This is a genomic window from Microbacterium enclense, from assembly GCF_004022425.1.
GTDB lineage: Bacteria > Actinomycetota > Actinomycetes > Actinomycetales > Microbacteriaceae > Microbacterium > Microbacterium enclense_A.
In genome coordinates, this window is sequence record NZ_RBZY01000029.1 from 1 (window position 1) to 23,622 (window position 23,622).

General features: G+C 70.5%; 22 protein-coding genes. 13 read left to right on the forward strand and 9 right to left on the reverse strand.

Translation table 11 applies throughout. The features are described from left to right. Both D8Y23_RS09205 and D8Y23_RS09210 read left to right on the forward strand, forming a co-directional pair. The coding region (locus D8Y23_RS09205; RefSeq protein ID WP_164878189.1) for an alpha-mannosidase at window positions 1-2,502 on the forward strand (2,502 nt) is incomplete at its 5' end. A 38-nt stretch (window positions 2,503-2,540) separates the two neighbouring features. Beyond that, a complete protein-coding gene (locus D8Y23_RS09210; protein ID WP_128217852.1) occupies window positions 2,541-4,736 on the forward strand; it encodes an alpha-galactosidase in 2,196 nt (731 codons plus the stop codon). Window positions 4,737-4,776: 40 nt separating this feature from the next. Here D8Y23_RS09210 and D8Y23_RS09215 read toward each other — a convergent pair whose 3' ends face one another. Then, on the reverse strand, window positions 4,777-5,619 hold the full coding sequence (locus tag D8Y23_RS09215; RefSeq protein ID WP_128217853.1) for an NAD-dependent epimerase/dehydratase family protein: 843 nt from the start codon (window positions 5,617-5,619) through the stop codon (window positions 4,777-4,779). A gap of 203 nt (window positions 5,620-5,822) precedes the next feature. On the opposite strand from D8Y23_RS09215, the gene D8Y23_RS09220 reads away from it, so the two are divergent. From D8Y23_RS09220 to D8Y23_RS09235, 4 genes are all read left to right on the forward strand, one after another. Beyond that, a complete protein-coding gene (locus D8Y23_RS09220; RefSeq protein ID WP_128217854.1) occupies window positions 5,823-6,365 on the forward strand; it encodes an RNA polymerase sigma factor in 543 nt (180 codons plus the stop codon). A 4-nt stretch (window positions 6,366-6,369) separates the two neighbouring features. Continuing rightward, window positions 6,370-6,948: an Asp23/Gls24 family envelope stress response protein gene (locus D8Y23_RS09225; RefSeq protein ID WP_128217855.1), complete on the forward strand. Its 579-nt coding sequence runs from the start codon at window positions 6,370-6,372 to the stop codon at window positions 6,946-6,948. Further along, window positions 6,948-7,265 (forward strand): hypothetical protein, encoded by a 318-nt coding sequence (locus D8Y23_RS09230; RefSeq protein ID WP_128217856.1) that lies wholly within the window; start codon window positions 6,948-6,950, stop codon window positions 7,263-7,265. Before D8Y23_RS09225 ends, D8Y23_RS09230 begins: the two co-directional genes overlap by 1 nt. A 71-nt stretch (window positions 7,266-7,336) precedes the next feature. Then, complete coding sequence (locus D8Y23_RS09235) at window positions 7,337-8,185, forward strand: SDR family oxidoreductase (protein WP_128217857.1); 849 nt, start codon at window positions 7,337-7,339, stop codon at window positions 8,183-8,185. 40 nt (window positions 8,186-8,225) lie between these two features. Here the strand turns inward: D8Y23_RS09235 and D8Y23_RS09240 are convergent, their stop codons facing one another. The 3 genes from D8Y23_RS09240 to D8Y23_RS09250 are packed head-to-tail and all read right to left on the reverse strand — an operon-like array spanning window position 8,226 to window position 10,900. Continuing rightward, a complete protein-coding gene (locus D8Y23_RS09240; RefSeq protein ID WP_128217858.1) occupies window positions 8,226-8,924 on the reverse strand; it encodes a methionine ABC transporter permease in 699 nt (232 codons plus the stop codon). Further along, on the reverse strand, window positions 8,921-9,943 hold the full coding sequence (locus D8Y23_RS09245) for a methionine ABC transporter ATP-binding protein (RefSeq protein ID WP_128217859.1): 1,023 nt from the start codon (window positions 9,941-9,943) through the stop codon (window positions 8,921-8,923). Before D8Y23_RS09245 ends, D8Y23_RS09240 begins: the two co-directional genes overlap by 4 nt. A 6-nt stretch (window positions 9,944-9,949) precedes the next feature. Beyond that, the gene (locus D8Y23_RS09250) at window positions 9,950-10,900 is read right to left on the reverse strand and encodes a MetQ/NlpA family ABC transporter substrate-binding protein (RefSeq protein WP_128217860.1); all 951 of its coding nucleotides are present in this window, start codon (window positions 10,898-10,900) and stop codon (window positions 9,950-9,952) included. 250 nt (window positions 10,901-11,150) lie between these two features. Here D8Y23_RS09250 and D8Y23_RS09255 point away from each other — a divergent pair, with 250 nt between their 5' ends. Together D8Y23_RS09255 and D8Y23_RS09260 are read left to right on the forward strand one after the other, a co-directional pair. Beyond that, window positions 11,151-12,158 carry a pyridoxal-phosphate dependent enzyme gene (locus D8Y23_RS09255; protein ID WP_128217861.1) on the forward strand — a complete coding sequence of 336 codons (1,008 nt, stop codon included), beginning with the start codon at window positions 11,151-11,153 and terminating at the stop codon, window positions 12,156-12,158. Beyond that, on the forward strand, window positions 12,155-13,315 hold the full coding sequence (locus D8Y23_RS09260) for a cystathionine gamma-synthase (RefSeq protein WP_128217862.1): 1,161 nt from the start codon (window positions 12,155-12,157) through the stop codon (window positions 13,313-13,315). The genes D8Y23_RS09255 and D8Y23_RS09260 overlap by 4 nt, the downstream gene beginning before the upstream one ends. Window positions 13,316-13,466: 151 nt before the next feature. Here D8Y23_RS09260 and D8Y23_RS09265 read toward each other — a convergent pair whose 3' ends face one another. After that, window positions 13,467-14,102, reverse strand: coding sequence for an NADPH-dependent F420 reductase (locus tag D8Y23_RS09265; protein WP_128217863.1), 636 nt, complete (start codon window positions 14,100-14,102; stop codon window positions 13,467-13,469). A gap of 329 nt (window positions 14,103-14,431) precedes the next feature. Between D8Y23_RS09265 and D8Y23_RS09270 the strand changes: the two genes are divergently transcribed. Genes D8Y23_RS09270 through D8Y23_RS09285 form a run of 4 tightly spaced genes read left to right on the forward strand, consistent with a single transcriptional unit; the run spans window position 14,432 to window position 17,249 of the window. After that, complete coding sequence (locus D8Y23_RS09270; RefSeq protein WP_128217864.1) at window positions 14,432-15,229, forward strand: sulfite exporter TauE/SafE family protein; 798 nt, start codon at window positions 14,432-14,434, stop codon at window positions 15,227-15,229. Window positions 15,230-15,262: 33 nt separating this feature from the next. After that, window positions 15,263-15,712: an FAS1-like dehydratase domain-containing protein gene (locus tag D8Y23_RS09275; RefSeq protein WP_128217865.1), complete on the forward strand. Its 450-nt coding sequence runs from the start codon at window positions 15,263-15,265 to the stop codon at window positions 15,710-15,712. After that, window positions 15,709-16,113 (forward strand): MaoC/PaaZ C-terminal domain-containing protein, encoded by a 405-nt coding sequence (locus tag D8Y23_RS09280; RefSeq protein ID WP_128217866.1) that lies wholly within the window; start codon window positions 15,709-15,711, stop codon window positions 16,111-16,113. The genes D8Y23_RS09275 and D8Y23_RS09280 overlap by 4 nt, the downstream gene beginning before the upstream one ends. Continuing rightward, on the forward strand, window positions 16,113-17,249 hold the full coding sequence (locus D8Y23_RS09285) for a UDP-N-acetylmuramate dehydrogenase (RefSeq protein WP_128217867.1): 1,137 nt from the start codon (window positions 16,113-16,115) through the stop codon (window positions 17,247-17,249). Before D8Y23_RS09280 ends, D8Y23_RS09285 begins: the two co-directional genes overlap by 1 nt. Window positions 17,250-17,554: 305 nt before the next feature. On the opposite strand, the gene D8Y23_RS09290 is transcribed toward D8Y23_RS09285, so the two are convergent. Beyond that, complete coding sequence (locus tag D8Y23_RS09290; RefSeq protein ID WP_128217868.1) at window positions 17,555-18,754, reverse strand: pyridoxal phosphate-dependent aminotransferase; 1,200 nt, start codon at window positions 18,752-18,754, stop codon at window positions 17,555-17,557. A gap of 64 nt (window positions 18,755-18,818) precedes the next feature. Further along, window positions 18,819-19,142, reverse strand: coding sequence for a hypothetical protein (locus tag D8Y23_RS09295; protein WP_128217869.1), 324 nt, complete (start codon window positions 19,140-19,142; stop codon window positions 18,819-18,821). Window positions 19,143-19,198: 56 nt separating this feature from the next. Between D8Y23_RS09295 and D8Y23_RS09300 the strand changes: the two genes are divergently transcribed. Then, the gene (locus D8Y23_RS09300; RefSeq protein ID WP_128217870.1) at window positions 19,199-20,494 is read left to right on the forward strand and encodes a chloride channel protein; all 1,296 of its coding nucleotides are present in this window, start codon (window positions 19,199-19,201) and stop codon (window positions 20,492-20,494) included. Between the two features lie 56 nt (window positions 20,495-20,550). Here the strand turns inward: D8Y23_RS09300 and aceB are convergent, their stop codons facing one another. Next, window positions 20,551-22,203, reverse strand: a complete 1,653-nt coding sequence (gene aceB / locus D8Y23_RS09305) for a malate synthase A (protein WP_128217871.1) — start codon at window positions 22,201-22,203, stop codon at window positions 20,551-20,553. 93 nt (window positions 22,204-22,296) lie between these two features. Then, a complete protein-coding gene (gene aceA, locus D8Y23_RS09310; protein ID WP_128217872.1) occupies window positions 22,297-23,613 on the reverse strand; it encodes an isocitrate lyase in 1,317 nt (438 codons plus the stop codon). Window positions 23,614-23,622: the final 9 nt, after the last annotated feature.

Genomic DNA, 23,622 nt, shown 5'->3' on the forward strand with positions numbered 1-23,622 from the left:
GAGCCGCTCTACCGGCTCGAGCGCGTCGAGGTTGCTCGACGCGACCTGGCCGTGTGGGAGCTGCTCCAGGACGTGGTGACGCTCGACGGCCTCGTCGAGGTGCTCCCGCGCGACGGCGTCCGGAGGGCCGACATCGTGCACGCGCTCGAGCGCATGGTCGACGTCATGGATCCCGACGACATCTCGGGGACGGCGGAGGCCGGGCGAGCGGCGCTCGCTCCGGCGCTCGCCGCCACGGCGGCGGGGAGCGCTCTGCGCGTGTCGGCCGTCGGCCACGCCCACATCGACTCGGCGTGGCTGTGGCCGACGCGCGAGACGGTCCGCAAGGTCGCCCGGACGTTCGCGAACGTCCTGGACCTGCTCGATCGGGACCCGGACTTCGTCTTCGCCGCTTCCTCCGCCCAGCAGTACCTGTGGCTGAAGCAGAGCCAGCCCGAGCTCTTCGAACGGGTCCGAGCGGCCGTTGCCGTGGGACGTTTCCGTCCCGTCGGCGGCATGTGGGTCGAGTCCGACACCAACATGCCCGGCGGCGAGGCGCTCGCCCGGCAGTTCGTGATGGGCAAACGGTTCTTCCTCGACGAGTTCGGGGTGGAGAGCGACGAGGTGTGGCTGCCCGACTCGTTCGGCTACAGCGCCGCGCTGCCGCAGATCGCGCGCGCGGCGGGGGCACGGTACTTCGTGACGCAGAAGCCGTCGTGGAACGAGACCAACCGCCTTCCTTACTCCACCTTCGAGTGGGAGGGCATCGACGGTTCGCGGGTCTTCACCCACCTTCCTCCCGCCGAGACCTACAACTCCGACCTGGGGGCGCTCGACCTGGCTCGTACCGAGCGGGTGTTCAGCGAGAAGGGCACGGCCCGCGAGGTGCTGGGCCTGTTCGGCTGGGGCGATGGCGGAGGCGGTCCCACGCGCGAGATGCTCGCGCAGGCGTCGCGCAAGCGTGATCTGGAGGGCTCGCCGCGCGTCCGGCTGTCCGACCCGCACACGTTCTTCGAGGCCGCCCGCGCGGAGCTGACCGCCCCTCCCGTGTGGGTGGGGGAGATGTACCTCGAACTCCACCGGGGCACCCTCGTCTCGCAGCAGAAGACCAAGCGCGGCAACCGCCACAGCGAGGCCCTCCTGCGCGAGGCCGAACTGTGGTCTGCCGCGGCGAGCCTCTTGCGCGGGGTCCCCTACCCGGCCGCCGAGCTGCAGGAGGCCTGGCGGAGCGTCCTGCTCCTGCAGTTCCACGACATCCTGCCCGGCACCTCCATCGCGTGGGTGCACCAGGATGCCGAGGCCACCTACGCCCGGGTCGCGACGGCGCTGAACGCGGTCATCGATGCGGCGCTTCGCGCGCTCGCCGGCGACGGCGACGTGCCCCTCGCGGCCAATGCCAGCCCCTACGCGCAGCGGGGAGTGGCCGCGATGTCCGTGCAGCCGGCCGTCGCTGCGGCGACGGCGACGCCGCGCCGAGAGGGTGGCCTGTTCGTCATCGAGGATGCGGCGCTGCGCGTCGTGATCGACGGGCGCGGCACCTTCGTCTCGATGCGCGACCTCGTGGCCGATCGCGAAGTGCTTCCGGAGGGCATGGCCGGCGGTGTGCTCCAGCTCCTCCGCGATACGCCGCGCGAGTGGGATGCATGGGACATCAACGAGGAGGACCAGAGATCGGGGACCGAGCTGCTCACCCCGGTCGCGGTCGAGATCGACGGCGACGCCGTCGTGGTGCGGCATGAGGTCGGCCGTTCGCGGATCGAGATGCGCGCGACGGTGGCCGACGGGCGCGTCGACCTCGCCTTCGACATCGACTGGCGCGAGTCGCAGAAGCTGCTGAAGCTCGCCTTCCCGTTGGACCTGCGCGCCGACCGCGCGGCATCGGAGATCCAATTCGGGCACCTCCACCGGCCCATCCACCGCAACACCTCGTGGGACTCGGCGCGCTTCGAGACGGTCGCGCACCGCTGGGTCCACGTCGGCGAGCCCGGGTGGGGCATCGCGATCGCGAACGACGTCGTCTACGGGCACGATCTGCGAACGGTGCAGGCACCCTCGAACCGACCGATGGTGGTGGCGCGGCTCTCGCTGCTGCGGGCCCCGCGTTATCCCGATCCGAGCGCCGACCAGGGCATCCACGCGTTCACCGTCAGCCTCCGACCGGGAGGCATCCCCGAGGCCGTCGTCGACGGGTACCGGCAGAGTCTGCCGTTGCGCAGGCTCCGCGGCACGCCGCTGGCTCCGCTCCTGGAGGTCTCCCACCCGGCGGTCGTCGTCGAGGCGGTCAAGCTCGCCGAGGACGGCAGCGGTGATCTCGTGGTGCGTGTGTACGAAGCACATGGAACCCGCGTGCACGCGACCGTGACCACCGCGGTCGAGTGGGACGCGGTGGAGGTCACCGACCTCCTGGAGCGGCCCACCGGCGACACGGTCGACCGCGGTGCCGCGCCCCGCTCGGTGGACGTGCACCTGCGCCCGTTCGAGCTCCGCACGTTGCGATTCCGTTCCCCGCGCCCCGTGGCGTGAGGACGACACCCGAAAGGCCCCCGATGACGGATGCACTGATGACGGCACCTTCCCTGCCCCGCACCGGAACGACCCCGGACGTCTTCGTCCACCTCTCCTCCGCGGGCGTCAGCCTGGTGCTGGATGCCACGGAGCAGAGGCTGCCCTCGATCGTCCACTGGGGCGCCGCCCTCGGGTCGCAGACCCTGGACGACGTGACCTCGCTCGCCCTCGCGGCCCTCGAGCCGCAGTCCGGCAACGTCGTCGACGCCGCCGTGCGCGTGGCGATCCTGCCGGAGCACCACGCCGGGTGGGAGGGGAAGCCCGGTCTCGTCGGTCACCGCGACGGCAGGTCATGGTCACCGCGGTTCGTGCTGGAGGGCGTCGAGATCGACGGCTCCGCCGTCTCCGACGCAGGACTGGTCGAGACCGGTGCGGCGTCGCTCGTGTTCCGCGCGCACGACGCCGAGGCGGGGCTCGGTCTGGTCCTCGAGATCGAGCTCCTCGCAAGCGGTCTGCTGCGCACGCGCGCGGAGGTCCGCAATGCCGCCGAGGGCATCTACACCGTCGACGACGTGAACCTGGCCCTGCCCGTTCCCATCCGCGCGCGGGAGATCCTCGATTTCGCCGGGCGCTGGAGTCGGGAACGCGTCCCCCAGCGTCGCGACCTCGTGGTCGGCATCCACGAACGAGAGGGGCGCAAGGGGCGCACGGGTCCCGAGGCGGCGACGGTGCTGAGCGTCGGCACGCCCGGGTTCGGGTTCTCTTCCGGCGAGGTCTGGGGCATCCACGTGGGCTTCAGCGGGAACCATCGCCACTACGCCGAGCAGCTGTCGGCGGGCGCGCAGGTCGTCGGTGGGGGAGAACTCCTCCTCCCGGGCGAGGTCCGTCTTGCGGAAGGAGCGACCTACCGCACCCCGTGGCTCTACGGCGCCTACGGTGTCGGTCTCGACGAGCAGGCGCATCGTTTCCACCGTTTCCTCCGCGCGCGCGACCGTCATCCGACGCGGCCGCGCCCCGTGACACTGAACGTGTGGGAAGCGGTCTACTTCGACCACGACGTCCCCCGCCTCCTCGAGCTCGCCGACCGCGCCGCCGCGCTCGGCGTCGAGCGGTTCGTGCTGGACGACGGGTGGTTCCTGGGGCGCCGTGACGACACGAGCGGTCTGGGGGATTGGACCGTCGATCAGGAGGTCTGGCCCGATGGCCTCACTCCGTTGCTGGAGCGCGTGACGTCGCTGGGCATGGAGTTCGGGTTGTGGTTCGAGCCGGAGATGGTGAGCGAGAACAGCGAGCTCGCTCGCGCCCACCCGGAGTGGATCATGCAGACCGGGGGGCGACTGCCCATCCCCGGCCGTCACCAGCAGGTGCTGAACCTCGGGATCCCCGAGGCGTACGAGCACGTCCTCTCCCACATGACCGACATCCTGGCCGCGCACGACATCGCTTACATCAAGTGGGATCACAACCGCGACCTCATCGACGCCGGCACCTTCCCCTCCGGGGCCGCGGGCGTGCACGAGCAGACCCTGGCGACGTACCGTCTGATGGACGAGCTCAAGCGCCGGTTCCCCGCGCTCGAGATCGAGTCGTGTTCGTCAGGGGGCGCGCGCGTGGACCTCGGCGTCATCGAACGCACCGACCGGGTGTGGGTGAGCGACTGCATCGATCCGCTCGAACGCCAGCAGATGATGCGCTGGACGATGCAGTTGATGCCCGCCGAGCTCCTGGGCTCGCACGTCGGGTCGACGGTCAACCACACCACCGGCCGTGTCCATGAGCTATCGTTCCGGGCTGCGACGGCGCTGTTCGGTCATTTCGGGATCGAGTGGGACCTCGCCAGGGCCACCGACCGCGAGAACGCCGATCTCGCCGAGTGGATCGCGTTCTACAAGACGCACCGGGCGCTGCTGCACTCCGGCGACATGATGCGCGCCGACACGGTCGACCCCGCCTTCCAGGTCTACGGTTCGATCGCCCGGGACCGGTCGGAGGCCCTCGTGTTCCTGGCCTTCCTCTCGCGTTCGACGGTCTCTCCGCGGGGCCGGTTCACTGTGCCGGGGCTGGACCCGGACACGCGCTACCGCGTGACACCCGTCGTGGTGGGCACACCCGATCACGGCCGCGCCGACCCGGTGTGGTACGGCGATGGTTCCGGTGTCGTGATGAGCGGTCGGGCTCTGGCATCCGCGGGTCTGCACATTCCCGGATCGTTCCCGGAGCGGGTCGTGATCTACCGGGTCACCGCGGAGTGAGGGCGCAGAACGACCGCTCCCCGGTGCACGCCGCCGCGCGTCAGCGGTGGTCGCGCCAGGAGTGCTGCGGGTCGTAACCGAGCAGGCGCCGCGCCTTGTCGATCGAGAGCAGCGTGCCGGTGCCGTCGAGATCGCCACGCGTCTCGACGTTCGGGAAGACCTCGGCGATCAGCTCGGCGTTCGCACGCGTCGTCACCGTGTCGGCGGCGGCGATGATGAAGGTGTCGAACCCGGCGGGCGCGTTCTCGAGAGCCCGCTGCACGGCCTGGGCGCCGTCGCGCGCATCGATGTAGCCCCACAGGTTCCACTTGCGCGCACGCGCGTCGGCGTCGAACGGGAACTCGGCGTAGTCCTCCGGCACCATGACGTTGGAGAACCGCAGCGCTGTGATCGACAGCTCCGGATGCCAACGGACGAGCTCCGTGGCCAGGTGCTCCTCGAGCACTTTCACGAGGGAGTACACCGACTCGGGGCGCGGGGCGTAGTCCTCGTCGACCGGGATGTAGGGCGGGTCGATGTCGAAGGGCAGCCCGAGGACCGTCTCGCTCGAGGCGTAGACGATCCGGTCGATGCCCAGCCGCACCGCGGCCCAGAACACGTTGAACGTGCTGATCATGTTGTTGTGGAAGGTCGCGACGTCGGAACTGATGCCGGGCGCCGGGATCGCGCCGAGGTGGACGAGTGCGTCGATGCCGTCGTGCTTGTCGTTGACCCCCGCCAGCGCATCGATGACCTGGCCGTAGTCGACGAGGTCGACCTGCACGAACCCGGATCCGCGCTCGCCGCGGATGTCGAGGCCGATGACCTCGTGACCCGCGGAGCGCAGCTCCCTCGCGACGACGGTGCCGAGTTTGCCGGACGAACCGGTGAGAGCAATGCGCATGAGCGTCCTTCGATCGGGGGCGTGACCACGACGCTACAGGGGTGGGGATGCCCCGGGTCGCGCGCGTGTCGACGAACTGGATGGCATGACGGAGCGATTTCGTCAACCTCCAGCGTCCGACCGGACCGGGGTGTTTCGCTATGCGGACGAGTGGTGTTCGCGATTCGTCACGAACGACCCGGAATCTGTTGACAGGAACTGGCATGACCTCTTTGTCCTCCGCGACCGACGCGTTCCTCGCGTCGCGCGCGGCTGACGGTGACCAGATCGCGTTCGGGATCCTCGTGCGACGGCACGCGCCCTTCCTCCTCGCCTTCGCGACGAAGCTGACCGGCTCGCGCGCGGACGCCGACGACTGTGTACAGGAAGCGCTCATCACCGCCTGGCGGCGGCTGCCCGACCTGGCCGATCCCGAGAAGGTGCGCAGCTGGCTCACGACGATCGTGTCGCGCAAGGTGACCGACCGGATGCGATCGCGCAAGATCTCCGAGCAGATCGACGAAGAGATGGTGTCGGCCGGGGATGACCCGGAGCGGTCGGTTGTGGCATCGTCGCAGATGGACGCGCTGAAGAAGGTCCTGGCCGATCTGCCCGAGGACCTGCGCGTCGTGTGGGTGCTGCGTGAGATCGGCGGCCACAGCTACGACGAGATCGCGACCGAGGTCGGCGAAACCGCCGCGACGGTCCGCGGCCGACTCGCCCGGGCGCGAAAGACCGTGTTGGAACGCATGCAGGAGTGGAGGTGATCGAATGAGTGAGAAAGTGGACGACGTCGAGGACGTGGGCGGTTCGGGCTACTCGCTCGAGGATCTCTCCGCGTATCTCGATCGAGGGCGTACCCCCCGGATCCCGGCGATCGAGCGCAATGCCGAGTGCCAGGCCCTCTTGGCATCCATGGAGCGGATGGGCCGCCTGTCTCGCGAGATCGTGGATGAGCAGGCCGCGGAGCCGCTGGCCGAGTCCTGGTACGACGGGATCATGCGCGAGGTGATGCGCGAGTTCCGCGCGGGACGCGACATCCCCCTCGCGCGCACCACGGACGGCACTCAGCTCGTGGTGACCGAGGGCGCCCTGTACGAGTTGATCCGAACGGTCGGCGACGACGTTCCCGGCGTGCTGGTCGGCCGTGTCCGCATCGATCAGCCGGAGCCCACGGCCCCGCTGGACGTGCGGGTGAGCGTTAGCGTGCTGTTCGGGTACCCGATGCAGGGCACGGTGGATCTGATGCGCGACGGCATCCGTGCCGCGATCGAGCGCCACGGCGAGCTGCGGGTCGGACGTGTGGACGTCACCGTGGGGGACGTGCACGTCGATGTGGAGGACGAATGATGACGGAAACCTCAGCCGACCTGGCGCCGCGCATCGACCTGGCCGTGACGGCGGTCGCCGGTGTCCGGGAGTCGTACTCGGCGCGACCGGTCGTGGCCCGCGCCTACGAGCGGATGGCCGAGGTCGAGGGATCCCTCGCGGCGGTCGATGAGCACGAAGGTGAGCGCGCGGTCACGGTCTGCATCGGCGTGTCCACGGACGACGACAGTGCAGCCGTCGCATCGGCGGTCGCCGATGCGGTGCGCCAAGCCGGGGCGAACGCCCCGACGGACACGGTCCGCGTCCGTGTCGCGCGGCTCGTGGCACGTCGATCCTGAGGGATCTCACGGCCCCCTCCGGGCGCCGCGCCCTACGCTGAGAGCACCGACTCTCGCCCCACGGAGGATGAATGCCCGCACAGCCCGCCATCGCCGTCACCGGATCGACCGGAGCCGTGGGAGGGCGCGTTGCGCGCGATCTCGCCGCCCGCGGCATCCCCCAGCGCCTGCTCGTCCGTGACGCGGCGAGGGCCCCGCGGCTCGAGGGCGCCGAGGTGCACGTCGCCGGGTACTCCGATGCGGATGCCGCGGATGTCGCGCTCGCCGGGGTGGAGACGCTGTTCATGGTCTCGGCATCCGAGTCCGCCGACCGGGTCGAGCACCACCGGACCTTCATCGACGCCGCCGCGCGCGCGGGCGTGCGGTCGATCGTGTACACGTCGTTCCTGGCTGCGGCACCCGACGCCGTCTTCACCCTCGGGCGCGACCACGCCGCCACGGAGGATCTCCTCCGCGCGTCCGGCATGTCGTGGACGTTCCTCCGCGACAACTTCTACATGGACATGATGGAGCTCTTCGCGGGCGACGACGGCGTGATCCGCGGTCCCGCGGGCGCGGGGCGGTGCTCGCTGGTGTCGCGGTCCGACGTGGCGGCGACGGCGGTCGCGGTGCTCCTCGACCCGGGTGCCCACGCGGAGAAGGCGTACGACCTCACCGGTCCCGAGGCGCTGACCCTCGAGGAGGTGGCGCAGAAGATCTCCGCCGTCCGCGGTCATCCGGTGCGCTATCTCGACGAGACGATCGACGAGGCCTACGCGTCGCGCGCCGTCCTCGGGGCACCGCGGTGGCAGGTGGACGCGTGGGTGAGCACCTACACCGCGATCGGCAGCGGCGACCTCGCGCGTGTCTCGCGAGACGTCGAAGCCGTGACCGGACGCCCGGCGCAGAGCTTCGACGAATTCCTCGGCGCGATCGCCTGACCGGTCGCGCCGCCGGCCCACGGCGACGCGACCGTTCCGCTCAGCGGCGCAGGATTCGGCGCGCGATCCGGTTCCCGAGGAACTGCGCCAGTTGGACGAGCACGATGATGATGCCGATCGCGATCCACATCGTGAGGAAATCCCACCGGCGGAACCCGTAGGTCAGCGCGAACGAGCCCAGGCCTCCCGCGCCCACGGCGCCCGCCACGGCCGTCATGTCGACGATCGCGACGACGACGAACGTGTACCCGAGGATGAGCGGGCCGAGCGCCTCGGGGACGAGCAGGGTCGCGATGATCCGCCACGGTCCCGCACCCGCGGCGCGTGCCGCCTCGATCACGCCGGGACTGATCGTCACCAGGTTCTGCTCGACGATGCGCGAGAACCCGAAGGTCACCGCGATCGAGAGGGGGACCACGGCCGCGGTCGTGCCGATCGCCGTCCCGACGACCGCCGCCGTCACCGGGGACAGCGCCAGAATCAGCACGATGAACGGGATCGGGCGGAAGACGTTCACGAGCAGATTCAGCACGACGTTGACCGCGCGATTCGGGAGCACCCCGCCCGCGCGGGTGACGTAGAGCGCGAGACCCAGCACGAGCCCACCGATCCCGCCGAAGACCATGGTCAGCATCACCATCGTGAGGGTCTGACCGATCGACTCCAGAAGAATCGGGCCGTACCGATCCCAGCTCCATTGCGTCGCGGCGGGCACGATCAGGGTGCTGAGCGACGTCATCGCGCCACCTCCTCGACACGGGTGACCGCGCGCAGCTGCGCGATCACGGCATCCACCGATTCGTCCGAGCCCGTCAGTTCGACCGTGAGCGAGCCGAACGAGCGTTGCTGCAGCGAGCTGATGCCCCCGTACAACAGCTCGAACGTCACGCCGGCGTTCGCCGCGCGCGACAGGATGGCACCGATCCCCGCTCCATCGACGACGTCCGCGATCACGATCCGGCCCGGGTGGGCCGCGCGCAGACGCGCGAGGTCTTCGGTGCCGGGGCGGTCGTGCAGCGCGGTCGAAACGAACGCTCGACCGGTTTCGGAGGTCGGTTCGGCGAACACGTCGAACGCGGTCCCGGTCTCGGCGATCCGTCCGGCGTGGAGGACCGCGACGCGGTCGGCGATGGATCGCACGACGTCCATCTCGTGCGTGATGACGACGACCGTGACCCCCAGCTCGCGATTGACCCGACGGAGCAGGTCGAGCACGTCGGCCGTCGTCGCCGGGTCCAGCGCACTCGTGGACTCGTCCGCCAGCAGGATCGGGGGAGAGGTGGCCAGAGCGCGAGCGATGCCCACCCGCTGCTTCTGCCCTCCCGACAGCTGATCGGGGTACGCGTGCGCCCGGTCGAGCAGCCCGACGAAATCGAGCAGCTCCGCCGCCCGCTTCTCGCGGTCCGCCTTCGACCAGCCCGCCACCTTCAGCGGGTAGATCACGTTGCCGGCGACCGTGCGGGAAGCGAAGAGGTTGAACTGCTGGAAGATCATCCCCGTCCGACGGCGGATGGGGCGCACCTGCCGCTCGGGCAGGGTCGAGATGTCGACGCCGTCGACCACGACCGTGCCGGAGGTCACCCGTTCGAGCCCGTTGATGAGGCGGACGAGCGTGCTCTTGCCCGCACCGGATTGCCCGATGACGGCGAAGATCTCGCCCGCCGTGATCTCCAGGTCGACGCCGTCGAGAGCGGTGACCGTCGTTCCATCGACGTCATACGTCTTGGTGACGCCCGAGAGGCTGATGAGCGGCGGCATGCGGGATCAGGCCCCCGCTTCCTTCTGCGTCTCGATCTGGGTGAGCCAGTCACGCACCTGGGCCGGCTCCTCCTCGACGATGCGGGCCGTTCCGCTCGACTCGGACACCACGATCTCGGTCACGCGCGGGTCGTGGTACGCCTCCCAGACCTTCTGGTACGCGGGGTCGTTCTCTTCGCCCGCGCGCGAGGCGATGATGTTGATGTACGGCCAGCTGTTCGCGTCGGAGGCGTCGACCGAGAAGATCGCCCGGTCGATGATCCCGGCATCCGTGGCGAAGTTGTTGTTGACGATCGCGGCGGCGATCGACGGGTCCTGCAGCGCCGGGGCGGTGAGCGAGGCATCGACCGGTTCGACGTTCACGCGACTCGTCGCGATGTCGGCCGGGGTCGGGGTCGTCGCGTCGTTCAGCGTCAGCAGACCCGCGGACTCCAGCACCTTGAGCGCACGCGCCTGATTGGTGGCATCCTGCGGGATGGCGACGCGGCCGCCCTCGGGGATGTCGGCGACATCGGAGTACTGCTCCGAGTAGATCGGCAGGGGCACGATGAGCGTCGGCCCGACGACGGCGAGCCCGTCACCGGTGGCGACGTTGTGGTCGGAGAGGTAGTCGATGTGCTGGAAGGCGTTCAGGTCGATCGATCCGTCGGCCAGCGCCGGGTTCGGCGTTTCGTAGGAGTCGAACGAGACGACCTCCAGGTCGATCCCCTCCTCGGCGAGGATCTCGGCCAGGACCGGCCAGTGCCCCTGCGCCGCGTCGGTCGTCCCCAGGCGCACGGTCGTGCGCTCGCCGTCGGCGGCGGTGGTGTCGGACGAGCCGAACAGGCGTGGGATCAACAGGGCGCCCGCGACGATGACCGCGACGGCGACGATTGCGATCGCGGCGTACAGCCCGCCGCGGCGGCGGGGCTTGGGCGGAAGGGCGGGCCCGGTCGGGCCGTTCGTGCTGTCACTCATGGTGCTCTCCTTGGTGCATCACCCGGTTCGGGCGTCCGAGTACCGTAGGCAGGGGTGCGCGGCATCCACAATTCGCGTGACGCAGCATGACCGGGTCCGACCGGATGCCACGCGTGCACGCCGGAGCGACGCAATCGTCAGGTATGCTGACGGCGTGCTGACCTGTCGCTGTCGTCGCTGAACGCTCCCGCGTTCCTCTTCGACGACCCCGTCAGCCGCGCTTCGGCGCACCGACCCCCAGGACACCACCGTGCGTTACGCCCAGAGCGTCGCCGACCTCGTCGGCAACACCCCCCTCGTCCGTCTGAACCGAGTGACCGACGGTATCGCCGCCACGGTGCTCGCCAAGATCGAGTACTTCAACCCCGGCGGCTCCGCCAAAGACCGGATCGCGGCCAACATCATCGACGCGGCCGAGCGCGACGGGCTGCTGCAGCCCGGCGGCACGATCGTCGAACCGACGAGCGGCAACACCGGTGTGGGTCTCGCGCTCGTCGCGCAGCAGCGCGGCTACCGTTGCGTCTTCGTCGTTCCCGACAAGGTCGCCGAGGACAAGCGCGCGGTGCTCCGCGCGTACGGTGCCGAGGTCGTGGTCACCCCGACGAACGTCGAGCCGGACGACCCGAACTCGTACTACAGCGTGTCCGACCGCCTCGTGCGCGAGATCCCGGGGGCGTTCAAGCCCAATCAGTACGCCAATCCCAACGGTCCGCGTAGCCACTACGAGACCACGGGTCCCGAGATCTGGCGCGACACCGATGGCGCGCTCACCCACTTCGTCACCGGCGTCGGGACGGGCGGCACGATCAGCGGCACCGGACGCTACCTGCGCGAGGTCGCCGGCTCGTCGGTGCGAATCATCGGCGTCGACCCGATCGGCTCGATCTACTCCGGCGACGACATCCACGGCTACGACGTCGAGGGCGTGGGCGAGGACTTCTGGCCGCCCGCCTTCGACCCCACGGTCGTCGACGCGTACGAGCGCGTGTCGGACGCGGAGTCCTTCGCGATGACGCGCCGCCTCGCCCGCGAGGAGGGGCTGCTCGTCGGCGGCTCCAGCGGCATGGCGGTGGTCGGCGCGCTGCGCGTCGCGCGCGACCTCCCCGCGGACGCGGTGGTCGTGGTGCTCCTGCCCGACCACGGCCGCGGCTACCTCAGCAAGATCTTCGACGACCAGTGGATGACCGCGCGCGGCTACGACGTCGAGCCGGTGGCATCCGTCCTCCCCGCATCGAGCACCCAGGAGCACTCCTCATGAGCACCCACGACGCCGCCCGCGGCTTTGACAGCCTCGCCGTCCACGCGGGTCAGGCGTTCGACCCCATGACCGGCGCGGTGATCCCGCCCGTGCACCTTTCCACGACGTACGCGCAGGACGGCATCGGCGGCCTCCGCGGGGGCTACGAGTACGGTCGCAGCGGCAACCCGACGCGCACGGCGCTCGAGACGCAGATCGCCGCGCTCGAAGGGGGCGCCCGCGCGCTCTCCTTCGCGTCCGGTCTCGCCGCCGAGGATGCGCTGCTGCGCGCCGCCCTCGTCCCGGGTGACGAGGTGCTGCTCGGCAACGACGTGTACGGCGGGACCTATCGCCTGCTCGCGCGGGTGCTGGGTCCGTGGGGCGTGAAGCTCCGCGTCGTCGACATGAGCGACCTGGATGCCGTGGCATCCGCCATCGAAGAGCGCGCGCCGCGCATGGTCTGGGTCGAGACGCCGAGCAACCCGATGCTGCGCATCACCGACATCGCGGGTCTCGCCCGCCTCGGCCACGCGGCCGGGGCGATCGTCGTCGTCGACAACACCTTCGCCTCTCCGGCGCTCCAGCGTCCCCTCTCGCTCGGCGCCGATGTCGTCGTGCACTCCGCGACCAAGTACCTCGGTGGTCACTCCGACGTCGTGGGCGGTGCGCTCGCGTTCGCCGACGCCGACCTCGCCGAGAAGACCCAGTTCCTCCAGTTCGCCGCCGGGGCGGTGTCGGGTCCGTTCGACGCGTACCTCACCACGCGCGGCATCAAGACCCTCGGCATCCGGATGCAGCGCCACAGCTTCAACGCCCAGGCGGTCGCCGAGCACCTGCTCACCCACGACCGTGTCGCCCAGGTCTACTACCCGGGCCTGCCGGCACACCCCGGCCACGCGCTCGCTGCGGCGCAGATGAGCGGCTTCGGCGGCATCGTGTCGCTCGAACTCGCCGATGGCGCCGCCGCGCGCCGCTTCGCCGAGTCGACGCGTCTGTTCACCCTCGCGGAGTCCCTCGGCGGCGTGGAGTCCTTGGTCAACTACCCGGATGCCATGACCCACGCGTCCGTCCGCGGGACCGAGCTGGCCGTCCCCGACACGATCGTCCGACTTTCGGTGGGCATCGAGTCCGCCGACGACCTCGTGGCCGACGTCGACCAGGCCCTCGCCGCCCTCTGACGTTGCGTCGGGGTTCCGGCATCCATCGATAAACGCGTTCCGCCCGAAGAAACGGCCTGTCGAGGCGTTTCTCCGGGCGGATGCCGTCTATCGCGGGGTCAGCACCGGGATGCTGCCGGCTTTGCGGGCGCCGGGGCGCCGAGCGCGCGGGTCAGCGCTCGGCGGCGGCGAGGTTCTGCTCGAGCTCCTCGCGGTTCTGGCGGATGCCGTAACCCGGTGTGTCGCGTTCGATCCGCCAGCTGTCGGCGAGCGGGCCGATGACGACCGTGTCGAAGCCGAAGGCGTCGTAGATGCGGGTGATCAGCGCGAGGCCCTCGTCGGAGTCGCTCGCGGTGGCGAGCGCGCGGCGGTTCGGCGTGCCCGCGACGGAACCGGTCGTGAGGATCTCGGCGGCGCCGATGTGGTTGAACGCTTTCACGACGATGCTCTCGGGCAGGTGCTCCTGCAGCAGCTGCGCGGTGGTGGTGCGCTTCTCGTCGAGTTCGGCGATGTGCCCGTCGCGCTCCCAGTAGTAGTTGTTGGTGTCGAGCACGGTCTTGCCGCGGAGCGGCTCGACCGGGATCTCGCGATACGCCTTGAGGGGGACGGTGACGACGACGATGTCACCGGCCTCTGCGGCTTCGTATGCGGTCGCCGCGCGGGCCCGCGCGCCGAGGGCGCTGACGAGGTCGGTCAACGTCTCGGGGCCGCGGGAGTTCGCGATCACGACGTCGTACCCGTGGTCCACGAAACCCTGTGCGAGGGCCTGGCCGATGTTTCCTGCTCCGATGATTCCTACGGTGGTCATACCGCAACCGAACGAGCGAGACGCCGCGCGCATTCCCGAGATAGACGCAGTGGATTAGCTAGTTAGCAGGACGAGATATCAGTGTCAAGAGGCAGATTGTTCCGCCCCGGCGCGATACTTTTCTCCTGTCGCACCCTCGCGATTCATGGTCGCAGACCGGTGTTCGGGTCACCGTTCCGCTTGACCTGTGAGGGCGACGGCCCCCGGTGGACGCGGCTTCGGACCACCGGGGGCCGCTTTCTTTCCGGCGTGCTGCTGCCGCCGAAGGTGGAAGACTGATGCGTCGCGGTTCCGAGCCGCTCCGCCCCCACGCCGAGGATCCCCGCCCCATGACCGACGACATCCGTCCGCGCCCCTCCGCCCGCTTCTACGCCGTGTGCGTCGGAGTCGGCTTGCTCGCCGGGCTCATGTCCGGCCTCTTCGGTGTCGGCGGCGGCACCGTGATCGTGCCGCTGCTGGTCCTCGCCCTCGGCTTCGACCAGCGGTTCGCCGCCGGCACCTCGCTCGCGGCGATCGTGCCCACGGCGTCCGTGGGCGTCATCACGTACGCGGTCGACGGGCACGTGGCCTGGATCCCCGCGCTCATCCTCGCCGCCGGTGCGGTCGGCGGGGCGCAGATCGGCACGTGGCTGCTCCCCAAGCTCTCCCAGACCGCGCTGCGGTGGGCGTTCGTCGCGTTCCTCCTCGCGGTGATCGTCAGCCTGTACTTCGTCATCCCCTCGAGGGATGCCGAGCTCGAACTGACGTGGGTCACCGGACCGGGGCTCGTCGCGCTCGGTGTCGTCACCGGCATCCTCGCGGGTCTCCTCGGTGTGGGCGGCGGGATCATCGTGGTGCCCGCCCTGTTGCTGCTGTTCGGCACGAGCGACCTCATCGCGCGAGGCACGTCGCTGCTCATGATGATCCCGACGGCGATCTCGGGCACGGTCGGCAACCTCCGTCGATCCAACGTCGACCTGCGCGCCGCCGCGTGCATCGGCATCGCCGCCTGCACGACCACCGCCCTGGGGGCCTCGCTCGCGAAGCTCGTGGACCCGTTCGTGGGCAACGTCCTGTTCTCGATCTTCCTCGTCTTCATCGCTACGCAGATGGCCGTGAAGGCCGTCCGCGGGCGCCACCAGCGCTGAGGCGTCGCGGGAGTGGTCGGGTAGACTGAACCGGTGCCCGTGAACCCCGAACTGGTCGGTCGTGCCTTCCCGCCGACCGCGCCGTACCTGGTCGGCCGCGAGAAGGTGCGCGAGTTCGCCCGCGCCGTCTTCGCCGACGCCCCGCAGCACTCCGACCCGGAGGCCGCCCGCGCGCTCGGCTATGCCGACGTCGTCGCACCCCCGACCTTCGCGATGGTCGTGCAGGACCTCACGCTCCAGCAGCTGCTGGGCGACCCCGATTCGGGCATCGAGCTCTCGCGCCTCGTGCACGCCGAGCAGCGCTTCCGCTACTCCCGCCCGATCGTCGCGGGCGACGAACTCACCGCGACGCTGTCGGTGACCGGCATCCGGACTCTCGGGGGCAACGCGATGATCACGAGCGAGGCGGAGATCGTGGATGCCGACGGCGCCCACGTCGTGACCGCGACCAGTGTCCTGCTGGCGGGGGAGGCCGGCGCATGAGCACCTTCACCGTCGGAGACGTCATCGCCGAACGCTCCGTGCACCTCACGCGCGAGTCGCTCGTCCGTTACGCCGGAGCCTCGGGCGACTTCAACCCCATCCATTACCGCGACGACATCGCCGCCGAGGTCGGACTGCCGGGCGTCCTCGCCCACGGCATGCTCACCATGGGCATCGCCGTCGGCACGCTCGCCGAAGCCCTCGGCGACACCGGCCGCGTCCTCGAGTACGGCGTGCGCTTCACCCGGCCCGTGGTCGTCGACCCCGCCGAGGGCGCCGACCTCCACGTGAGCGCGAAGGTCGGCGCTGTCGACGACGCGTCCGCCCGCATCGATCTCACCGTGACGCACGCGGGGACGACGGTTCTCGGCAAGGCGCAGGTGCGCGTCCGGCTGTCCTGATGCCCGAGGTCACCCCTGTCCCGCTGTCCACGCTGACGACCCTGCGCACGGGTGGTCTCCCCGCGCGCGCGATCGAGGCGCGGACCGCCGACGAACTCGTCGCCGTGCTGCGCGACCTGTGGTCGGGGGGTGAGCCGTGGCTCGTCGTGGGCGGTGGGTCGAACCTGTTCGTCGGCGACGAGCCGTTCGACGGCACGGTCGTGTTGGTGCGCTCGTCCGGCATCGAGGAGTTGCCGGGCTCGCGCCCCGACACGGTGCGGCTGCGGGTGCAGGCCGGTCACGATTGGGACGCGCTCGTCGCCGAGACGGTGTCCCGCGGACTCGCGGGGGTCGAGGCGATGTCCGGCATCCCCGGGACGGTGGGCGCGGCCCCCGTGCAGAACGTCGGCGCTTACGGGCAGGAGATCGTGCAGACCCTCGCCGAGGTCGAGCTGCTCGACGAGGGCACGGGCGAGCTGTCGACCGTCCCGGCATCCGAGCTCGGGCTCGGCTTCCGCACCTCGGTGCTGAAGCAGCACTACGGCTCGGTCGCGGAACGCCCGGGGGTGATCGTGTCGGTGACGCTCGAACTCGCGCGCGTCGGCGACGAAGAGCGACCGATCGCGGGTGCCCAGCTCCGGGGCGCCCTGGGGCTGGATGCCGACGCGGCGGTGTCGCTGCGATGGATCCGCGATCACGTGCTCGCGACCCGCGCGCGTAAGGGCATGGTGCTCGACGCCGAGGACCCCGACACCTGGAGCGCCGGGTCGTTCTTCCAGAACGCGATCGTGTCGGAGGCTTTCGCGCGGACGCTCCCGCAGGAGTGCCCGAAGTGGCCGCTGGGGCCGGTCCTCGACCCGGTGACCGTGATTCCTCTCGCCGCCTTCGACGGCGTCGTCCCACCGCCGGTGGCGGAGCGCCGCGAGGTGAAGGTGAGCGCGGCCTGGCTCATCGAGCACGCCGGGCTCTCGCGCGGCTTCCGCTTCCCCCGCTCGCGCGCCGGGCTGTCGACCAAGCACACGCTCGCGCTGACCAACCGCGGCCGTGCGACGGCGGCCGAGATCGCCGAGTTGGCCCGCTTCGTGCAGAGCCGCGTCCAGTCCGAGTTCGGCCTGCTCCTGCAGCCCGAGCCGGTGCTGGTGAACGTCGAGCTGTAGCCGGGAGTTCCTGGCATCCGGTCTGCCGTCCCGGCATCCGTCGCGCCGTCGTGCGGAGTTCTCGGGCGACACGCCGTTCGGCGCTGCCTCAAGCCGGTGTGTCGGTCAGGGACTCCGCGGGACGGTACGGACCGGTGGGCTCAGGGTCCGGTCGGTCGAAGGTGGAGTGGATGCCATGACCAGGGTCATCGTGCCGAGGTCGCCGCCGACACGCCGACCGGAAACCTCGCCGGCCGGTGTGTCGCGGACGAACTCCGCACGACGGCGCTGCCGGCTCGGAGAAGCCGCCCGCCGACCAGCGTCCGTCAGGCGAACAGGCGCTGGAGGCGGCGGATGCCCTCCAGCAGCTCGGCGTCGCCGAGGGCGTACGACAGGCGCAGGTAGCCGCTCGGACCGAAGGCCTCGCCCGGGACCACCGCGACCTCGGCCTGCTCGAGGATGAGGTCGGCGAGCTCGAGGGACGTCGTGGGGGTCGCCGCACCCCACGACCGGTTCAGCAGGCCGCGGACGTCGGGGTAGACGTAGAACGCGCCGAGCGGGTTCGGCACCTCGACGCCGTCGATCTTCGACAGCTCCGCCACGATCAGCCGTCGGCGCCGGTCGAACGCTTCGCGGAACTGCTCGGCCTCGTCCTGCGGACCGTTCAGTGCGGCGGCGGCGGCGATCTGCGCGATGTTGTTGACGTTGCTCGACAGGTGCGACTGCAGGTTGCCGGCGAGCTTCATGGCATCCGCCGGTCCGACCATCCAGCCCACGCGCCAGCCGGTCATCGCGTAGGTCTTCGCGACGCCGTTGATGAGGAGGGTCTGGCCGGCGAGCTCGGGCACGGCCTCCACGATCGAGACCGCGCGGGCGCCCTCGTAGGTGAGGTTCTGGTAGATCTCGTCGGTGATGACCCAGATGCCGTGCTCGAGGGCCCAGCGGCCGATCTCGGCGGTCTCCTCGGGCGTGTACACCGAGCCCGTGGGGTTCGACGGCGAGACGAACACCAAGACCGTGGTCTTGTCGGTGCGGGCGGCCTCGAGCTGCGCGACCGTGACCTTGTAGTCCTGGTCGGCGCCGGCGAACACCTCGACGGGGATGCCGTCGGCGAGGGCGATCGCCTCGGGGTAGGTCGTCCAATACGGCGCGGGGAGCAGCACCTCGTCACCGGGGTTCACCACGGTCTGGAACGCCTGGTACACGGCCTGCTTGCCGCCGTTGGTCACGATGACCTGCGACGGCGCGACCTCGAGGCCCGAGTCCCGCAGCGTCTTCGCGGCGATGGCCTCCCGCAGCACCGGGAGCCCGGCGGCGGGGGTGTAGCGGAAGTTCGCGGGGTTGTGCAGCGCTTCGGCGGCGGCATCCACGATGAACTGCGGGGTCGCGAAGTCGGGTTCGCCGGCCGCATACGAGATGACGGGACGGCCGGCGGCCTTCAGGGCCTTGGCCTTCGCGTCGACCTTCAGGGTCGCGGATTCGGCGATGGCGGACAGCTTGCGGGAGAGCGGTGCACGGTCGGTCACGGCACAGAGCCTACTCGGCGGTACCCGGGATGCCGCGGGCTCGCGACCGGACGTCGGCGAAGCGTTACACGGCCGAGCTGAGGAACAACCAGACCAGGGGAAGCACGAGGACGACGCCGAGCGCGGTACCGATGATCGACAGGACGGGGGTGCGGTGGGCGCGCACGCGGAGGACGATGCCGACGATCCCGACGATCAGGGCGACGAGGCCGAGGAATCCCATGATCGGCAGGAGCACGATGCCGAGCCACCAGATCGCGTTCATCTCGGGGGCGAGGCCGATGAGGAAGATCATGAGGGCCGGCAGCAGGATGAACGCCGCGAGGATGATCGCGACGATGCCGAGAACATCGGTCGCGCGTCGACCGGCCGGTGAGACAGAGGCCATGCGGTCACGGTAGCGCGTGGCGGGCAGGGTGTCGCGCGTGCATTAGCGTGGCGGTCGTGACAGCAGAGGCCCCCGAACGGACCCGCGTGCATCGTCGAGGGCTCGGCATCCTGCTCCGGCTCGGACTGGCGACCGCCGTCGTGGGGGTCTCGACCGGGCTCGCCGTGCTCCTGCTGGTCTGGATCGTCCACACCATCGAGCACCTCGTCTGGGGTGATGACGAGGGACCCTTCCTGGACGGGCTGGCCTACCCGTCGGTGTGGTGGCTCCCCATCGCCACGGTCGGGGGAGCGGGTGTCGTCGCCGCGCTCGGCTGGTACCTGCTCCGCCGCTTCGGCCGGAGGATCGCCACGGTCGAGCAGGGCGTCGCAGGTGCCCGCATGCCGTGGTGGGAGACGCTGGCCGACACCGTGATCCAGGTGACCTCGGTCGCCCTCGGCGCCTCGATCGGTAAGGAGGTCGCGCCGCGCGAGCTCGCCGCGATGGCGGGGTCGAAGATCGTGCGGTGGTTCCGCCTCGACGCGCGCTGGGGACGCATCCTCATCGCCGCCGCCGCGGGCGCGGGTCTCGCCGCGGTGTACAACGTGCCGCTCGGGGGAGCGCTGTTCGCGATCGAGATCCTGCTCGCGCAGTTCAGCGTCGGCGCTGCCGTCGTCGCCCTGTCGGTGAGTGCGATCGCCACCGTGGTCGCACGACCGCTCGTCGGTGACGGCTCGCTCTACACCGTGGCATCCATCGACGTGAATGCGTCCCTCATCGTGGCGGCGATCCTCATCGGCCCGCTCATGGGGTGGGGCGCGACGAGCTTCTCGACGGTCACCTCGCTCCTGGCGAAGGTGCGTCCGACCGGGTGGAAGCTGCTCGTCGTGCTACCGCTGACGTTCACCGCGGTCGGCGCGCTCGGCACGCTGTTCCCGCTGATCCTCGGCAACGGGCGGGCGCTCGCGACCGCGGGGTTCGATCTGTCGCAGCCGGCACTGCTGCTGCTCGCGCTCGCCGCTCTGAAGTACGTCGCGACCGTGGTCTCGCTCGGGTCGGGCGCGGTGGGCGGGACGCTCCAGCCGTCGGTCGCGATCGGCGCGAGCCTGGGTGCCGCGGCCGCCGCGGGGTGGGCGTTCATCTGGCCGGGAGCGGATGCCACCGGCCTCGCCATCGTGGCCGCGGCGGCGTTCCTCGCCTCGAACATGCGCGCACCCTTCACCGCGATCGTGCTCGTCATCGAGTTCACCGACACGGGCTTCGATCTGTTGCTGCCGATCTTCCTCGCCGTCGCCGGATCCCTCGCCGCGGCACGGCTCACCTCGCGCGCGAGTGTGCGCCGCTTCGCGCCGCGCGACCCCGGCAGGGAGTAGAGCCCGACGGCAGCGCGCGGAGCCGGGACGCCACGGCCCCGGCCCCGCGCACCCCGTCAGTCGAGGTACTTCGCGTACGCCGGCAGGGTGAGGAACGCCGGGAACTCCTCGCGCAGCGCCACGTCGCGGAATACCTCGGCGGCGTCGTCGAAACGGTCGCCTTCGAAGCGGGTCGCCTCGGCGAGGACATCCCGGAGCAGCCCCTCGACGTACTCGCGCGTGATGCGCGTGCCGTCGGCGGTGGAGCGGTCCTGGTGGATCCACTGCCAGATCTGCGAGCGCGAGATCTCGGCGGTCGCGGCGTCTTCCATCAGGTCGTCGATCGCGACGGCCCCGAGGCCCCGCAGCCACGCCTCGATGTAGCGGATCGCCACCGAGACGTTCCCGCGTACCCCCTTCGCCGTGATCGGCAGGCCGATCCGCAGGTCGAGCAGCTGCTCGGGGCGCACCTCGACGTCCTCGCGCAGCCGGTCGAGCTGGTTCTCACGATCGCCGAGGACCGCGTCGAACTCGGCGCGGGCCACGGGGATCAGGTCGGGGTGGGCCACCCATGTCCCGTCGAAGCCGTCGCCGGCCTCGCGCCGCTTGTCGGCGGCGACCTTCTCGAACGCCGCCTCGGTCACCTCGGGCTTCCGGCGGTTGGGGATGGAGGCGCTCATGCCGCCGATCGCGTACGCGCCGCGCTTGTGGCACGTGCGCACGAGCAGTTCGGTGTACGCCCGCATGAACGGCACCGTCATGGTGACCTCGCTCCGGTCGGGGAGCACGAACCGCGCCCCGCGACCGCGGTAGGTCTTGATGATCGAGAAGATATAGTCCCACCGGCCGGCGTTGAGACCCGCGCAGTGGTCGCGGAGGGCGAAGAGGATCTCCTCCATCTCGAACGCCGCGGGCAGCGTTTCGATGAGTACGGTCGCGCGGATCGTGCCGTGGGCCAGTCCCAGGCGTTCCTCGGTGAACGAGAACACGTCGTCCCACAGCCGCGCTTCGTCGGCGGACTCGATCTTCGGCAGGTAGAAGTACGGTCCGCGCTCGGCCGCGATCAGCGCGTGTGCGTTGTGGAAGACGTACAGCCCGTAGTCCACGAGAGAACCGGATGCCGCGAGCTCGCGGCCCTCGCGGTCGATCACGGTGATGTGCTTCTCGGGCAGGTGCCAGCCGCGCGGGCGCATCACGATCGTGGGCGTGCGCTCGGCGGTGACGCGGTACTCCTTGCCCTCGGGGCTGATGTGGCTCAGCTGCCCGCGGATCGCGTCGAACAGCGAGAGCTGGCCGCCGATGACGTTGCGCCACGTGGGGGAGGTGGCATCCTCCTGGTCGGCGAGCCACACCCGCGCGCCGGAGTTCAGCGCGTTGATCGTCATCTTCGGGTCGGTCGGGCCCGTGATCTCGACGCGGCGGTCCTCGAGGCCGGGACCGGCGCCGGCCACGCGCCACGAGGGGTCTTCGCGGATGTGCGCCGTCTCGGACCGGAAGTGCGGGTCGTCGCCGTTGCCGATCTCGAAGCGGCGGCGCTCCCGTGCGGCGAGCCGGTCGTAGCGGCGACGGCCGAAGCGGTCGTGCAGCTCGGTGAGGAAGGCGAGGGCCGCGGGGGTGAGGATCTCGGCATCCCGTCCCTCGAGCGGACGCTCGATGCGCAGGTGAGGGGTGGATGCCGTCGGCTCGGGGCCGCGGCGGTCGGTGGTGGGCGGGGGTTCGATGAGGGTCATGATCGTGGCTTTCGTGTGAGCCTCGGTGTCCAGGACACGCGGGCGGAAGGTCGTGGCATCCGCGTGTCTTGGACACTCGAGAGGCGAAGGGGGTCAGTGGAACTGCGCGGTCTCGGTGGAGCCGGCGAGGGCGAGCGTGGCGCTGTCGGGGTTGAGCGCGGTCGAGACGACGTCGAAGTAGCCGGTGCCCGCCTCGCGCTGGTGGCGCGTGGCGGTGTACCCGTTCGCTTCGGCGGCGAATTCGGCTTCCTGCAGCTCGACGTACGCGCTCATGGCGCGTTCGGCGTAGCCGCGGGCGAGATCGAACATCGAGTGGTTCACGGCGTGGAAGCCGGCCAGCGTGATGAACTGGAAGGCGTAGCCGAGGGCGGCCAGGTCGGCCTGGAATGTGGCGATCTGCTCGTCGTCGAGGTGACGCTTCCAGTTGAAGCTCGGCGAGCAGTTGTAGGCGAGGAGCTTGCCCGGGTAACGGGCGTGGATGGCCTCGGCGAAGGCGCGGGCGAGCTCGATGTCGGGCTCTCCCGTCTCGACCCAGATCAGGTCGGCGTAGGGCGCGAACGCGAGGCCGCGCGAGATGACGGCATCCAGACCCGGGCGCACCCGGTAGAAGCCCTCACTCGTGCGCTCGCCGGTGAGGAACTCCGCGTCGCGCGGGTCGACGTCGCTCGTGAGCAGGTCGGCGGCGAGTGCGTCGGTGCGGGCGATGATCACCGTCGGGACGCCCGCGACGTCGGCGGCGAGGCGCGCGGCGTTGAGCGTCCGGATGTGCTGCTGCGTGGGAACGAGCACCTTGCCGCCGAGGTGGCCGCATTTCTTCTCGCTCGCGAGCTGGTCTTCCCAGTGGATGCCGGCCGCCCCCGCCTGGATCAGCGACTGCGCGAGCTCGTAGGCGTTGAGGGGGCCGCCGAAGCCGGCCTCGGCGTCGGCGACGATCGGGGCGAGCCAGTCCTGCGTGATCTCGCCCTCGGCGCGCTCGATCTGGTCCTGGCGCAGCAGTGCGTTGTTGATGCGGCGGACGACCGCGGGCACCGAGTTGGCGGGGTACAGGCTCTGGTCGGGGTAGGTCTGACCCGCGAGGTTGCCGTCGGCGGCGACCTGCCAGCCCGAGAGGTAGATGGCCTTCAGTCCCGCGCGCACCTGCTGCACGGCCTGGCCGCCGGTGTAGGCGCCGAGGGCCCGGACGTACTCCTCGGTGTGGAGGAGGTTCCAGAGGTTCTCCGCGCCGCGGCGGGCGAGCGTGGACTCCTCGCGGACGCTGCCGCGGAGCCGTACGACGTCCTCGGCGGAGTACGTGCGCTCGATGCCGTCCCACCGCGGGTCGTTCTCCCAGGCGGCGCGGATCTCATCGGCGGTCTCGGTCTGGTCGCCGGGGCGCAGGGGCGGCTGGGCGGGGGTGGCCTGGATCGTCATGTCGTCCTC

Excerpts from the sequence above, each read along its gene's own strand:
- D8Y23_RS09210 (WP_128217852.1), top strand. The coding sequence starts at position 2,541 with ATGACGGCACCTTCCCTGCCCCGCACCGGAACGACCCCGGACGTCTTC.
- D8Y23_RS09215 (WP_128217853.1), bottom strand. The coding sequence starts at position 5,619 with ATGCGCATTGCTCTCACCGGTTCGTCCGGCAAACTCGGCACCGTCGTC.
- D8Y23_RS09220 (WP_128217854.1), top strand. The coding sequence starts at position 5,823 with ATGACCTCTTTGTCCTCCGCGACCGACGCGTTCCTCGCGTCGCGCGCG.
- D8Y23_RS09225 (WP_128217855.1), top strand. The coding sequence starts at position 6,370 with ATGAGTGAGAAAGTGGACGACGTCGAGGACGTGGGCGGTTCGGGCTAC.
- D8Y23_RS09230 (WP_128217856.1), top strand. The coding sequence starts at position 6,948 with ATGACGGAAACCTCAGCCGACCTGGCGCCGCGCATCGACCTGGCCGTG.
- D8Y23_RS09235 (WP_128217857.1), top strand. The coding sequence starts at position 7,337 with ATGCCCGCACAGCCCGCCATCGCCGTCACCGGATCGACCGGAGCCGTG.
- D8Y23_RS09240 (WP_128217858.1), bottom strand. The coding sequence starts at position 8,924 with ATGACGTCGCTCAGCACCCTGATCGTGCCCGCCGCGACGCAATGGAGC.
- D8Y23_RS09245 (WP_128217859.1), bottom strand. The coding sequence starts at position 9,943 with ATGCCGCCGCTCATCAGCCTCTCGGGCGTCACCAAGACGTATGACGTC.
- D8Y23_RS09250 (WP_128217860.1), bottom strand. The coding sequence starts at position 10,900 with ATGAGTGACAGCACGAACGGCCCGACCGGGCCCGCCCTTCCGCCCAAG.
- D8Y23_RS09260 (WP_128217862.1), top strand. The coding sequence starts at position 12,155 with ATGAGCACCCACGACGCCGCCCGCGGCTTTGACAGCCTCGCCGTCCAC.
- D8Y23_RS09265 (WP_128217863.1), bottom strand. The coding sequence starts at position 14,102 with ATGACCACCGTAGGAATCATCGGAGCAGGAAACATCGGCCAGGCCCTC.
- D8Y23_RS09270 (WP_128217864.1), top strand. The coding sequence starts at position 14,432 with ATGACCGACGACATCCGTCCGCGCCCCTCCGCCCGCTTCTACGCCGTG.
- D8Y23_RS09280 (WP_128217866.1), top strand. The coding sequence starts at position 15,709 with ATGAGCACCTTCACCGTCGGAGACGTCATCGCCGAACGCTCCGTGCAC.
- D8Y23_RS09285 (WP_128217867.1), top strand. The coding sequence starts at position 16,113 with ATGCCCGAGGTCACCCCTGTCCCGCTGTCCACGCTGACGACCCTGCGC.
- D8Y23_RS09295 (WP_128217869.1), bottom strand. The coding sequence starts at position 19,142 with ATGGCCTCTGTCTCACCGGCCGGTCGACGCGCGACCGATGTTCTCGGC.
- aceB (WP_128217871.1), bottom strand. The coding sequence starts at position 22,203 with ATGACCCTCATCGAACCCCCGCCCACCACCGACCGCCGCGGCCCCGAG.
- aceA (WP_128217872.1), bottom strand. The coding sequence starts at position 23,613 with ATGACGATCCAGGCCACCCCCGCCCAGCCGCCCCTGCGCCCCGGCGAC.